Origin of the sequence: Alishewanella sp. BS5-314, assembly GCF_025377695.1 — a bacterium.
Classification (GTDB): domain Bacteria; phylum Pseudomonadota; class Gammaproteobacteria; order Enterobacterales; family Alteromonadaceae; genus Alishewanella; species Alishewanella aestuarii.
The window spans coordinates 638,246-651,789 of record NZ_JACEHJ010000001.1 but is presented as its reverse complement, the minus strand read 5'-3'; the positions used below and the strand labels follow the sequence as shown (position 1 = coordinate 651,789).

Below are 13,544 nucleotides of genomic sequence, written 5' to 3'. Positions count from 1 at the left end.
AAGATGGCGACGGGGCTAAATGGCACTTTGTCTGAACTGGATATGCTGGATCTGGATGAAATGCTCGACACTCCTCCGGCAGCCAGCGTCGCGCCGGCAGGTGATAATATTGCCGCTTTTTATGATGTGCCGCTGACGGTCAGCCTGGAGGTGGCGACGACAGAGGTGACACTGGGCGAGCTAAGCCGGGCCGCAGTCGGCGATGTGTTGCCACTGGATAAAGCCATAGGTGACGCATTGGATGTGAAAGTGAACGGCGTGTTTTTTGCCAAAGCTGAAGTGGTGATGGTCGATGGCAAATACGGCCTGAAATTTGTCAGTAACCCGCAGCAACCGGCGACGTCTAATGCGTAAGATTGGCTGGGTGTTACCGATATTGTTGCTGTTCTCGCCCGGCTTGCTGGCGAATGAGATCACACTTTTTTCGGTACAGGATACTGCAAGCGGTCAGGATTATAACGTTAAGTTACAGATCCTGTTGCTGATGACAGCGCTGAGCCTGATCCCCGGTATGCTGATGGTGTTAACCTCCTTTACCCGGATCATTATCGTGCTGGCTATTTTGCGACAGGCGCTGGGCTTGCAACAAAGTCCGCCCAACCGGGTGCTGATCGGTGTGGCCCTGATGCTAACTCTGCTAATCATGCGGCCGGTATGGCAGGAGATTTACCAACAGGCGTTTAAACCCTATCAGGCGGAGCAGTTGACGTTGGAGCAGGCGCTGGCTGTTGCCGAGCAGCCACTACGGCGCTTTATGCTGGCACAAACCCGCGAAAACGAGCTGCATCAGGTGTTGTTAATCGCTCAAGAGCCGACCACTATGGCGGCGGAAGAGGTGCCGTTGGAGGTGCTGATCCCGGCTTTTGTTCTCAGTGAGCTGACAACGGCATTTCAGATCGGCTTTATGCTGTTTATTCCGTTTTTGATTATTGATTTGGTCGTGGCCAGCGTGCTGATGTCGATGGGGATGATGATGTTATCGCCGTTGATTGTCAGTCTGCCGTTTAAGCTGATGATCTTTGTGCTGGCCGATGGCTGGTCTATGGTCGCCGGTACCCTGGCTGCCACCTTTGGAGCCATCAGGTGAGTCCGGAACAGGCAACCGAGCTGATCGCGCTGGCGGTCTATACCATTATTAAGATGCTGCTGGTGCTGATCGTTCCCGGACTGATCCTGGGGGTCATTGTGGCGGTGATCCAGGCTGCAACATCGGTACAGGAACAAACGCTGACCTTTCTGCCCAGAATGATCCTGACGCTGTTGATGGTGGTCTTCGCCGGACACTGGTTGGTCCGTACCTTACTCGACTGGTTTGCCAACCTGAGTCAGATTATTCCCGGGGTATTCGGGTGAGTTCGCTGATCAACCTGACCACTGCCGAGCTGATGACCTGGATTGGTACCGTTTGGTGGCCCTTTGTGCGTTTTTCTGCCTTGCTGTGGGCAATGCCAGCCTTTGATAATCCGGCGGTACCGCCGCGGGCACGCATCTTACTGGCGCTATTTCTGAGCTTTCTGGCCGGCCCTTTGTTACCGGCAATGCCGGCGGTAGATCCCTTTTCGCTTGATGCCGTGTTACTGACAGTGGAGCAACTGGTGTTTGGCATAGTGCTGGGATTAGCACTGCGGATGCTGTTTGAAGTGTTGGCATTGGTGGGGTTGATCCTGTCTATGCAGATGGGATTGGCGATGGCGATGATGATGGATCCGGGCAGTGGCGACAATGTCTCGCTGCTCAGTCAGCTGTTCTGGGTGATGACGGTGCTGCTGTTCTTTGGGCTAAATGGTCATTTGATCACCCTGGCGATCCTGGTTGACAGCTTTAGCCTTTGGCCGGTTGGCAGCAGTTTATATCAGCTGAACCTGATGCTGATCGTCCAGTTGTTTGGCTGGATCTTTGCTGCTGCGCTGCTGATCGCCTTACCCGCTGTGCTGGCAATGCTATTGGTGAATCTGACTTTCGGTGTCGCCAGCCGTTCGGCACCGTCACTTAATCTGTTCGTGCTGGGTTTCCCAATGACGTTACTGCTGGGTTTTGTTGCGGTTTTTCTGACGTTAAGTCAAACCGGCAGTGCTTTCTCCGGCTTGGCCAGCCATGTGTTAAGCAGCATGCGACAGCTGATGGGGTAGCAGATGGCAGAGCAGAGCGGCGGACAGGAAAAAACCGAACAGCCCTCCGAGAAGCGGCTGAAAAAAGCACGTGAAGACGGGCAATTAGCACGCTCGAAGGAGTTAAATACCGCCATCCTGCTGATGCTCGGTGTTGCCGGGATCTTGTGGTTTGCCGGCTTGTTATATGAGTTTTTTATTTTACTGATGCAACGTAGTTTTCAGTTGGACCAACAGATGCTGGCAGATCAAAAACTGCTGCCGCTGGCGATCGGTGACGCATTGTTACAGATGCTCACGGCCTTGTTGCCATTTTTGTTATTACTGTTTCTGGCCATGTGGATTGCCGGCTCTTTACCCGGTGGCTTTAACTTCTCCGCCAAGTTGGTCAGGCCAAAGTTCAGTAACCTGGATCCATTAAAAGGCATCGCCCGCATCTTTAGTATGAACGCCCTGGTTGAGCTGGCAAAGTCGGTATTAAAGGTGTTGTTACTCGGCGGCTGTCTGTATGGCTTTTTAAGTCATATCTGGCAGAAATTACTGTTTTTACAGCGCGTCAGCCTGCAACAAGCCTTAAGCGAAGGCCTGGGGCTACTGGCGCTCTGTCTGATGCTGACGGTGACCTTATTGCTGCTGGTTGCTGCGATCGATGTGCCTTATGAGCAACACAAGGTACTGAGTAAGATAAAGATGACCCGGCAGGAGGTAAAGGAAGAGCGTAAGTCAGCCGATGGTAGTCCGGAATTAAAGAGCCGGATCCGACAAATTCAATATCAGCTGGCTAACCGACGCATTGAAGATCGGGTACCCAAAGCCGATGTGGTGGTGATGAATCCCAGTCATTTTGCGGTTGCCCTGAAATACAGTGAGCAGAAGGCAAAGGCGCCTTATGTTGTCGCCAAGGGCGTTGATGAGATGGCGCTGCGGATCAAAGCGGTTGCTGAGCGCTCCGGCCTGACGGTGCTGGAATTACCGCCGCTGGCGCGGGCACTGTATTTCTCAACCCGGGTCGATCAGGAAATCCCTAAAGCTCTTTATACCGCTGTGGCCTATGTTCTGACTTATGTGATGCAGCTCAGAGCCTGGCGGCAGGGACGGGGGCAACAACCGGCGCCCATCCCTGAACTTAAGATCCCAACTCATCTGCAACAGCAGGCTAACAGAGGAAGTAAAACGTGAATTGGCGTAGTTTAACTCAGCCCTATACGGCGATTCCGGTGCTATTGCTGGCGATTCTGGCAATGGTGGTGTTGCCACTGCCCGCCTGGATGCTGGATTTGCTATTCACCTTTAACATAGTGCTGTCGGTGATCGTACTACTGGTCGCCGTTTCTACCCGCAAGCCATTAGATTTTTCCGTATTCCCGACCGTGCTGCTGGTCGCGACGCTGATGCGCCTGACGCTGAATATTGCATCGACCCGGGTGGTGTTACTGCACGGCCATGAAGGCTCTGATGTGGCGGGCCGGGTGATCCAGGCCTTTGGTGAAGTGGTGATCGGCGGCAACTATGTGGTCGGTATGGTGGTGTTCGTGATCCTGATGATTATCAACTTTGTGGTGATCACCAAAGGTGGCGAACGGATCTCAGAAGTCGCGGCACGCTTTACGCTGGATGCTTTGCCCGGTAAGCAGATGGCAATTGATGCCGACCTGAATGCGGGTTTGATTGGGCCAGAGCAGGCCAAGGAACGACGCCAGACCGTATCGCGGGAAGCGGATTTTTACGGCTCGATGGATGGTGCCTCTAAATTTGTCCGTGGTGATGCCATAGCCGGCTTAATTATTCTGGTCATTAACCTGCTGGGCGGGATCAGTATCGGGGTGTTCCAGCATGGCCTGGGTATGGCTGAAGCCTTCCAGCGTTTTGCGCTGCTGACTATTGGTGATGGTTTGGTGGCGCAGGTGCCATCTTTGCTGCTTGCCGTCGCTGCTGCCATTATCGTTACCCGGATGAACGATGAAGGAGAAATGTCGGATGAGGTCGGTCGTCAGTTACTGGCGTCCCCCCGGGTACTCTTTACCGCCGGTGGCATTATGGTGCTCTTGGGGTTGGTACCGGGCATGCCGGGCATGGCCTTTATCGGCTTTGGCCTGCCGCTACTTTATGTGGCCTGGCGCCTGCAGCAAAACCGGATCCATCCGCAGGTGGCCGAAGCCGAGCTGCTGAACGAAACCCTGGCCGTACCGGCAGAAACACTGAGCTGGGACGATCTGCCCTATGTCGACACGCTGGCGGTCGAATTAGGCTTTCGTCTGGTGTATCTGGCAGATAAAACACAGGGCGAGGAGCTGATCCAAACCCTGCGTGGCGTGCGCAAAGCCTTGTCAGAGCAATGCGGTTATTTACTACCGGAGGTTCGGGTCAGAGATAATCTGCAACTGAACCCGCAGGAATACCGGATCAAGTTGTCAGGTGTGACGCAGGCCAGTGCCCGCCTGCAGCCACAACAACTGCTGGCGCTGAATACCGGCGACACCTATGGCCAGTTAGACGGTGAGTTAACCCGGGATCCGGCCTACGGCCTGGAGGCGGTGTGGGTCGACGGTCAACAGAAGGCCAAAGCACTGAATCTGGGATATTCGGTGGTTGATCTGGCAACCGTCATCGCCACTCACGTTGGTAAGGTGGTGAAAGATAATCTGGCAGAGCTGTTCAGCTATGAGGATGTCAAACAGTTTCAGAAGCGCCTGACTGCGGTTGCGCCCGGTTTGGCGGAAGCGTTGGAAAAGGCGCTACCGGCTAACTTACAGCTGAAAGTCATGCGTAATCTGCTGCGCGAGCAGGTCAGTATCAGCGACGTGGTGACCATCGCCAGCGCCCTTATTGACAGTGCAGATGTAACGAAAGATCCGATCCTCCTGACCTCCGATGTGCGCTGTGCGCTGCAAAAGGCCTTGGTACAACCATTGCTCGGTGAGCGTGATGAGTTAGCGGCATACAGTCTGGACGAAAAGCTGGAACATACGCTGTTAAGTGCACTGAATCAGGCGATGCAATCCGGGAAGGTGGCACTTGACAGTTTTCCGGTGGCACCAAACCTGCTCAGCCAGTTTCAGCGCAATATGCCCTTAGTCAGAGAGCAGTTGCTGCAAGCAGGTGTAACACCGGTGCTGGTGGTGGTGCCTCAGCTACGCCCGCTGCTGGCACGATATGCCAGAACCTTTACCCGTAATGGCTTGCAGGTGCTGTCATACAACGAAATTCCGGAAAGTGTAAGGGTAAATGTGCTGGGTGCACTCGGCTAACACCTATGTATTTGTTTTTAAACATTGAAATTCTGTCAGCCAAGAGTGATTCGCCGTCTTGTCATCAGAATTTCATCCGGAATTTCTTGCTAAGCTATCGGAATTCCGATATCTTTTTGAATGTTATTCAGCTTGGGTTCAGTTTTTGTTTAAACGAAACTAGCCTGACAGAGACAATTAAAAGGCAAACTGCACCGAAAGGGCAGGACGCAAAGCCTCCGGTCTAAACGCATAACGCGGATGATAGCGGGGTTGCATTAACTCAGTGATATTCTGTAATGAGTGTCAGCGCCCCCGGCTTGCCCGGTGTTCGCCCCCCTGAAAAGTGCAGTTTCCTTTTAATATGTGTAGTAACTAAGTATTAGTCTATTAAACATGTTGATGGGAACAGCGATTTGACATCTTATCTTGCTTATTGGCTAACAAGCCTGTCGCTTCTAAGCGCACATTATCAGCAACCGCCGGAACAGGCGCGTTGGGTACTTGTTGCCGATCCTTTCTTCTGTCAGTTACAACAACAGGTCACCGGTTTGGGGCAGGTGCAGTTTATGACCGCACCGGCCGAGCCGTTAACCCTGCAGTTTGAGTTCGAACAGCCGAATTTACATGTCAATTCTGCCCGGTTACAGGTTATTGATGCCGACTGGCAAGCACCCGCTTTGCGCCGCGGCGGCACCGTTTTTAGTGCCTCAGCAATTGCAGCGCAACGTATCGAATTTCGTGAAGCACCATTGCTATGGTTGCAGCAACTGCATCTGGGGTATTGGTTGCTGTTCGAGTTTCAGACGGACGATACCGATGTGCGGTTAACGCTGACCAGTATCGAAGGGCGCCAGGCGGTGGATGGGTTCCGGCAGTGTGTGACGAAGATGGCACCGCTGACCTGGCAGCAAGCCCGGGACCTGAGTCTGGAAATGCAGCGGGGGCAGCGCACTCTGTCCAGCGCGCAGCAAACACAACTTCGACAACTCGTCAGCTATCTGCAGTATGACAAGGCAGTGCAACGCATTTTGATTGATGGGCATGCTGATGATACTGGAGATCAGCTGGCCGATCGTTTGTTATCCCGGGAACGTGCCGATGATGCCGCAGCATACTTCCTCGAACTGGGGGTAAAAGCTGCCATGCTGGAAGTCAGAGCTCATGGTAACCGTTATCCGGTGGCTGCCAATCAACCCAACCGCCGTGTCGTTGTCAGGCTGATCCGGTAAGGACCAAGATGAGATTATCGATGAATAAAGATTACGTACTCTGGCTAAGTCAGCTTAGCCCGTCGCAGGAAATGGCAGCTTGTATTAACGCTGAAGGTTTTCAGCTGTTACATACCGATCAGGCCCAGGAGGTGCTGAGTTACTGTAATACATATCAGCCTTTGGTGATCTTCGCCGACAGTAATCTTGGCAAGATGGATTTAATTGATTTGGTGCTGTTGCTGAGCCGGCGCTTACCGACAGCTCATATTGTCAGTCTGGTAACAAAAGAACAAAGCGAATTGGCCTCGGCGAGTTTGCAGCATGGCGCTATCGATTATCTGCTTAAACCCTTTATGGCTTCGCAACTGAAGACCACTTTACGCAACGCCAGAGCGATGCAGCGTGGGTTGACAGACATTGTCGCCGTATCGCAGTCAAGCCGGCAGATCCTGCAACTGGCAAACCGTGCCGCGCAAACGGAGGCCTCAGTTCTAATCCTGGGCGAATCGGGAACCGGCAAAGAAAAACTGGCGCAGTTTATCCATCAGGCATCTGAGCGCGCAGCTAAACCCTTCGTCGCCGTGAACTGTGCCGCCATCCCTGAAAATATGCTGGAAGCCATGTTGTTTGGTTACAACAAAGGGGCTTTCACCGGCGCCGTTGCGCAGCAAGTGGGTAAGTTTGAGGCGGCAAATGGCGGCACCATCCTGCTGGATGAGATTTCAGAGTTGCCGTTAAATCTGCAGGCGAAGTTACTGCGGGTATTACAGGAGCGCGAATTAGAGCGGCTTGGCAGTAATCAGCGGATTAAGCTGGATATCCGGGTTATTGCCGCCAGCAATAAAGATCTGCGTACCCAGGTGCAGCAGGGCATGTTCCGGGAAGATTTATTCTACCGGCTTGATGTTCTGCCACTGAGCTGGCCGGCGCTGCGTGAGCGGCGGGACGATATCTTGCCGTTAACCGAATTTTTTATTCAAAAGTACGCACAGGGCAAATATACCCTGAGTAAAGCTGCCCGCGATCTGCTGGTGCAGTACAACTGGCCGGGTAATGTGCGGGAACTTGAGAACACCGTGCAACGCGCCTTGGTGATGGCCAGAGGCAGTGAAATCCAGCCACAGGATCTTAATCTGCCGGCCTGCTATCTGCCGGCAGCCAGCTTTTGTGCCGGCTTGCTTAAACAAAGTAAGAAGCAGGCTGAGTTCGATTACATTTTGGATTTATTGAATAAATACAATGGTCACCGTACCAAAACGGCGGAAGCGTTGGGGATGAGTACCCGGGCGCTACGTTACAAGTTGGCCGCGATGCGTGAGCATGGCCTGGATTTAGATGCTTTTGCCTGATTAAAGGGAATAACAGATGGTTTCGCCAGTAAATAATCAACAAAGTTTACTAAACATTATGGCCCAGATGCAGCAGGTGGCTGCCGGTGAAAGAGTGATGCCGGCAGATAACCAAATCGGCCTGGCCGCGGATTTTAAACAGGTTGTGCGGGCAGTGAATACTGAGCAGAACATCGCTGCGGATCTGATGGCGGCGGTTGATGCCGGACGCAGTGATGACGTAGTGGGTGCCATGGTCGCCAGTCAGAAGGCCGACTTGAGTTTCTCGATGCTGATGCAGATCCGCAACAAGATACTGAGCGGCATTGATGATGTAATGCGCATGTCGCTGTAAGGAAACGATAAAGATGAAAGGCGAACTTGCAACCAAGCTGCCGGCGTCACTACCGGACGGCGCACTGAAAAAAAAGCTTGCTGACCTATCCGGCAAGGTTAACTGGTTAAAGACCGAAGACAAAAGTCTGGCCGTGATAGCGCTATTGGCCACTCTGGTCGCGGCGACTATTGTGCTGATCCTCTGGACCTCGGCGAAAAACTATGTGCCCTTATACGGACAACAGGAACATTACGATAAAGCCAGTATTCTGGAGATTCTGGATCGGGAAAAGATGGTATTTCGGATTGATACCGATACCGGCAATATCCTGGTGCCGCAGAGCCGGTTAGCAGATGCCAGGATCTTACTGGCCGCAAGGGGGATTAAGGCGGCGATGCCAGAAGGCTTGTCGACTCTAGGTGACAAAGTCAGTATGGGTACCAGCCAGTTTATGGAGTCGATGCAGTATCAGCATGCGCTGGAAGGCGAGCTGGCCCGCACCATTATTACCATGGAGGGGATCCGCAATGCGCGCGTGCATCTGGCCGTACCCAAGCGCAATTTATTTGTCGGCCGGCAGGAAGAAAAATCCGCGGCATCGGTGATGGTTGATCTGGCGCCTGGTTACAGCCTGAAACCGCAGCAAGTTGAAGCCATTGTCAGTCTGATCGCCGGCAGTGTGCCCGGACTGCAAAGTACCCAGATATCCGTTGTTGATCAACGCGGTAAATTACTGACTGGTGAGACTTTCGATGATTCCCCGGTCGGAAAGGAAACCGATAAAAAGCTGGCCTTTATCGAAAGGTTGGAGCGCAATATTGAGCAGCGGGCGGCCATTATGCTGTTGCCAATCCTTGGTGATGGCAATTTCCGGATCCAGGTGTCGTCAGATGTCGATTTCAGCGTAGTGGAAGAAACCCGGGAAGCGATCGATCCGGCTGCAGTGGTGCGGGTAGAAACCATTAAAGCAACCAATATGGTCGACCAGTTAGCAATGGGCATCCCCGGCTCATTGGCCAATCAGCCGCCGGTAGCTAACACAGAAGCTGCCGAGAATAACAATCAGCGGGCATCCGAGCGCAGTGAAACTAGCCGTCAATTCGAAACCGGCCGGGCGGTGACTCATACCCGGTATGAAGTGGGGCGGTTAAAAAATATGAGTTTGTCGGTACTTGTGAATGAAGCGGTTGCCGGTGAGCAGGGCTGGACCCAGCAGCGACTGAGCCAATTGGGCGAGATGGTGAAAATTGCAACTGGCTTTCAGGCAGAGCGCGGCGATCAGTTCAATATCACCAGTTTTAACTTTGTTCCGGCGGAGCCAGTGCCAGAATTCGGTGGTTTGCAATGGTGGCAGTTACCGGAAGTGCAGGAATACGCCCGCTATGTCTTTGGCTCCCTGATCGCCTTGGCCCTGATCCTGTTCGGTGTCAGACCTCTGGTTAACCAGTTGGTAAATGGTCGCAAGGGCGAGACGGCGGAACCGGTTGTAGCCCCCGTGTTGCCTGGTGCAGCTACAACGACCCAGGCGGTCGCGCTTCATGCAGAAGACCCGCCGCCACAGCCGAGCGTCCCGGTGGCAGATACCGCCAGTCCACTGGCTAAAATTGCACTGCCGCAGCTGGGTTCTGAGTTTGCCGAGCAGATTGCTCATATGCAGTTGCTTGCCAACAAAGAGTCTGAGCGGGTTACCGCGGTGATTAAGTACTGGGTGGAAAGAGGGGTGAGCCTTGAATCAACTAAGAACTGAGTCTGCGACGGTCAGCGATCTGGATCGGGCAGCAATACTGTTACTGAGTATGGGTGAAGAAAATGCTGCCGGCATCATCAAAAAGCTAAACCGGCACGAAGTCCGGGTGTTGTCTGAGCGGATGGCAAAGATTGCCAATGTGACGCAGGAAGATGTTGCCAGCATTCTGAATGACTTTTTCGACTGCTACCGCAACGAGAGTGGCGTGAGCGGCGCATCCAGGCTTTATCTGGAGCGGGCGTTGGACAAGGCCGTAGGCCGTAAGCTGGCCCGCGGTATGCTGGACGATATTTTTGGCGGCGCCCTGGCCGATGACATTCGCCGGCTGGAATGGGTACCGCCGGAGTTGCTGGCACGTTTTCTGGAGCAGGAGCACATCCAGATGCAGGCACTGCTGTTGGCGTTCTTACCGGCAGAGCAGGCCAGCGCCGTGATTGCACTCTTTCCGAAAGAAAAACATGATGACATCTTGTTTCGGATCGCCAGCTTGCGGGAAGTCAGTGAGCATGTGATGGACGATCTGAAACATACGCTGGAAAGCTGTATTGAATTTGTCGGCGAGCAGGTCGGGGCGCGGGTTAATGGTGTTGAGCGCGTGGCAGAGATTATGAACCGTTACAGTGGCAACAAAGCCGAAGTGATGGAGCTGCTTAAACTGCATAATGCGGAAACCGCCGAAGCGATTGAAGATAAGATGTATGATTTCAGCACTCTGGTGAAACAGTCGGAGGATGTGCTGGCGCAGTTGATGAATGAGATCCCTGATGATCTATGGATAGTGGCTTTGAAGGGGGCTGAAACATCACTGATGAACAATATTCTGAATGCGTTACCGAAGCGGCTGGGGCAGGTATACCGGCAACAAATTGAAGCCATGAAAGCGCAGCCGGTGACTAAGGTTGAAGCGGCCCGTGCTGAAATTATGGCTATGATCCGGCAAATGATGGCCAATGGCGAAATAGAGTATCGGCTCTATGACGAAGCGACGCTGGGGTAAAGATGACGACGGCCTATCGCTTTCCGCTGCTGGCGCGCACTGATGTGCAGAAATCGCCGTTGGAACTGGCTGAAGAGGCCTATCAACAGGGTTTTGCGGCAGGGCAGGCTGCTGCGACTGAACAGGCCTTGCAGCAGGGGATCCAGCAAGGCCGGCAACAGGCCGCAGCCGAAGCCGCGGCCCGCGAAACTGCTTTGCGGCAAAGCCTGACGCAGGATTTTCAAGTGCAGTTTGATCGCCTGGCGACGCAGTTCCAGCAACGGCAACGTTATTCCGAGCAGCAATTGCAGCAGCAGCTGTATGAACTGATTTGTGGCTTGAGCGAACTGGTGCTGGAATTTGAACTCAGCCTCAACCCACAGCAATTAGTCCACGCCATTCACAGTACCCTTGCCGTAATCAATCAGCAGGACCAGGTCACCAGCATCCAGCTGTCTGCAGCAGATGCCGAGCGTCTGCAACAATTAAATATTACGCACTTTGCCGATATCAGCTGGCAGCGTGACGAACGTCTGGCCAGCGGAACAGTGCAATTCTGCGCCAACTCCCAGCTGCATCTGCTGGATTTCCGTCAGCGCCTGCAAGAGGCGTTGCTGCAGGTACGGCAAAGTTTGCTGGCACCTCTGACTCAGGACGCGACAGGTATTACAGATGCATCCTGAACTGATGACCCGGCTGCATAAACTGAGCAACGAGCTAAAGCCTGTGGCGCGCTATTATAGTTTTGGCCGTCTGGTGAAGGTGAACGGCATGATTATGAGCGTCGCCGGCGGGCAGTACAGCATGGGGCAGCGCTGTCAGGTTCAGAGCCAGGATGGCCGCTGGTTTGACGCCGAAGTGGTCGGGTTTGACGGTGACGTGGCATATCTGATGCCGTTGAGCACGGCGGCCGGCCTGTTCGCCGGAGCCCGGGTCAGGGCGATTTCCCGCGATTCTCAACTGCTTGTCGGTAAGGCCTTGCTGGGGCGGGTGTTGGACGGCCTGATGCAACCGCTGGATGGACAACCTGCTCTGACCGAGGGGGAAAAGATCAGCCCGGTGTTAGCGGCGGTAAACCCGTTACAAAAGCAAGTGGTGACGCAAGCACTTGACGTTGGGGTCAGAGCGTTAAACGGCCTCTTTACGGTCGGGCAGGGGCAGCGCATGGGCCTGTTCGCCGGTTCTGGGGTCGGTAAAAGTAAGCTGCTGGGGATGATGACCCGCTTTACCAGTGCCGATGTGGTGATCGTCGGCTTGATTGGTGAACGGGGCTGGGAAGTAAAGGAATTTATTGAACACAGTCTGGGTGCCGAAGGTCTGGCTAAGGCGCTGGTGATTGCGGCACCGGCGGATCAATCGCCGCTGTTACGGATGCGAGCTGCCGAACTGAGTCATCGTCTGGCTGCGTATTTCCGTGATCTGGGGTTAAATGTTTTACTGTTAGTCGACTCTCTGACCCGTTATGCCCAGGCGCAACGCGAAATTGCACTGTCAGTCGGTGAGCCACCGGCCACCCGCGGTTACCCGCCCTCGGTCTTTAGTAAGTTAACCCAATTGGTCGAAAGTGCCGGTAACAGCGCCAGCAGCATGGGCAGCATGACCGCCATATACACCGTCCTGGCTGAGGGTGACGACCAGCAGGACCCAATCGCGGACGCGGCGCGGGCTATTCTGGATGGCCACATAGTGTTAAGCCGTGACCTGGCGGAGCGCGGTCATTATCCGGCCATTGATATTGCGGCCTCGATCAGCCGGGTGATGCCAAATATTGTGGCTGAACCCCAATTGAAAGCCTGCTATCAACTGAAGCGCTATTACAGCCGTTATCAGCAGGTACAACAGTTACTGCCGCTCGGCGCTTATCAGAGCGGCAGAGACGCTGAACTTGACCGGGCGGTGGCGTTATACCCAGCAATCGAAAAATTTCTGTGTCAGGGACTGCATGAAAAATCCGATATGGCAGATACCCAGACTCAGCTTGCGGCGTTAGGGCTAAATCATGCTTGAACAGTATCTGAAGCAGCAGGATGACAACCTGCAACTGATGTTAAAGCGCCGCCAGCAGCTGCAACAGCAGGCAGAGCAGGAGCAGCGCCGTTTGTTGGCGCTAAGTCAGCATCTGGCGACAATGGATGGGCCGGAACAAATGGCCTGTAGTCTGAGTTTACAGAATCTATCCGGCATCAAGCAGATCCTGCACAGTCTGCAGCAGGAGCAGCAGCAGCGCACATCAGCGGCCGCTGCGGAAGTGGCACGCCAGCAACAAGTCTGCGTAAAGCAGGCGGCATTAAATCTGGGCCTGCACGATATACTCAGCCAGCAGCAACGTCAGCAGCAGCTAGAGCGTAGTCGGCTGGAACAACGACAACAGGACGAATTGTCCCAGCAACTGCTGCAACAACGCGCCCGCTTTACGCCCTAACCTTTTCTGCCTGTCTTCGCGCCCAGCCTCCTAAAATCAGCTGGCTCTCCCGTATATTCTGTCAACTGACTGCGAGTTCGCCGCGGTAATGCCGGGTAAGTGGCTATACCGACAAGGGATAAAACCATATTAACTAAATGGGTATTGACGGCCTCCGCTGAACACTATATAACCACACTGTATGC

At 53.8% G+C, this 13,544-nt stretch carries 14 protein-coding genes and 1 riboswitch; all 14 genes read left to right on the top strand.

The annotated features are described in order from the left end of the window. The first annotated feature begins 3 nt into the window (after positions 1-3). The 14 genes from H1D31_RS03000 (at position 4) to H1D31_RS02935 (ending at position 13,359) form a co-directional block, all read left to right on the top strand. Positions 4-354, top strand: a complete 351-nt coding sequence (locus H1D31_RS03000) for a FliM/FliN family flagellar motor switch protein (RefSeq protein WP_261255888.1) — start codon at positions 4-6, stop codon at positions 352-354. Further along, entirely contained in the window at positions 347-1,087 is a 741-nt protein-coding gene (gene fliP, locus H1D31_RS02995) for a flagellar type III secretion system pore protein FliP (RefSeq protein ID WP_261255885.1), read from the top strand. Before H1D31_RS03000 ends, fliP begins: the two co-directional genes overlap by 8 nt. Then, positions 1,084-1,353, top strand: coding sequence for a flagellar biosynthetic protein FliQ (locus H1D31_RS02990; protein ID WP_261255884.1), 270 nt, complete (start codon positions 1,084-1,086; stop codon positions 1,351-1,353). Before fliP ends, H1D31_RS02990 begins: the two co-directional genes overlap by 4 nt. Next, positions 1,350-2,129, top strand: a complete 780-nt coding sequence (fliR, locus tag H1D31_RS02985) for a flagellar biosynthetic protein FliR (protein WP_261255883.1) — start codon at positions 1,350-1,352, stop codon at positions 2,127-2,129. The genes H1D31_RS02990 and fliR overlap by 4 nt, the downstream gene beginning before the upstream one ends. Before the next feature lie 3 nt (positions 2,130-2,132). Beyond that, complete coding sequence (gene flhB, locus H1D31_RS02980; protein WP_261255881.1) at positions 2,133-3,287, top strand: flagellar biosynthesis protein FlhB; 1,155 nt, start codon at positions 2,133-2,135, stop codon at positions 3,285-3,287. Beyond that, on the top strand, positions 3,284-5,356 hold the full coding sequence (flhA, locus tag H1D31_RS02975) for a flagellar biosynthesis protein FlhA (protein WP_261255879.1): 2,073 nt from the start codon (positions 3,284-3,286) through the stop codon (positions 5,354-5,356). The genes flhB and flhA overlap by 4 nt, the downstream gene beginning before the upstream one ends. Positions 5,357-5,529: 173 nt before the next feature. Beyond that, positions 5,530-5,616, top strand: a riboswitch (cyclic di-GMP riboswitch). Positions 5,617-5,751: 135 nt separating this feature from the next. After that, the gene (locus H1D31_RS02970; protein WP_261255876.1) at positions 5,752-6,567 is read left to right on the top strand and encodes an OmpA family protein; all 816 of its coding nucleotides are present in this window, start codon (positions 5,752-5,754) and stop codon (positions 6,565-6,567) included. Between the two features lie 8 nt (positions 6,568-6,575). Continuing rightward, complete coding sequence (locus H1D31_RS02965) at positions 6,576-7,898, top strand: sigma-54 dependent transcriptional regulator (protein ID WP_314732990.1); 1,323 nt, start codon at positions 6,576-6,578, stop codon at positions 7,896-7,898. 16 nt (positions 7,899-7,914) lie between these two features. Beyond that, positions 7,915-8,232 (top strand): flagellar hook-basal body complex protein FliE, encoded by a 318-nt coding sequence (locus H1D31_RS02960; protein ID WP_261255874.1) that lies wholly within the window; start codon positions 7,915-7,917, stop codon positions 8,230-8,232. A gap of 13 nt (positions 8,233-8,245) precedes the next feature. Next, entirely contained in the window at positions 8,246-9,961 is a 1,716-nt protein-coding gene (gene fliF / locus H1D31_RS02955; RefSeq protein WP_261255872.1) for a flagellar basal-body MS-ring/collar protein FliF, read from the top strand. Beyond that, complete coding sequence (locus H1D31_RS02950; RefSeq protein WP_261255870.1) at positions 9,942-10,958, top strand: FliG C-terminal domain-containing protein; 1,017 nt, start codon at positions 9,942-9,944, stop codon at positions 10,956-10,958. Before fliF ends, H1D31_RS02950 begins: the two co-directional genes overlap by 20 nt. Positions 10,959-10,960: 2 nt before the next feature. Then, on the top strand, positions 10,961-11,620 hold the full coding sequence (locus H1D31_RS02945) for a FliH/SctL family protein (RefSeq protein ID WP_261255868.1): 660 nt from the start codon (positions 10,961-10,963) through the stop codon (positions 11,618-11,620). Then, positions 11,610-12,944 (top strand): FliI/YscN family ATPase, encoded by a 1,335-nt coding sequence (locus tag H1D31_RS02940; protein ID WP_314732989.1) that lies wholly within the window; start codon positions 11,610-11,612, stop codon positions 12,942-12,944. Before H1D31_RS02945 ends, H1D31_RS02940 begins: the two co-directional genes overlap by 11 nt. After that, positions 12,937-13,359, top strand: coding sequence for a hypothetical protein (locus tag H1D31_RS02935; protein ID WP_261255865.1), 423 nt, complete (start codon positions 12,937-12,939; stop codon positions 13,357-13,359). The genes H1D31_RS02940 and H1D31_RS02935 overlap by 8 nt, the downstream gene beginning before the upstream one ends. Positions 13,360-13,544 lie beyond the last annotated feature (185 nt).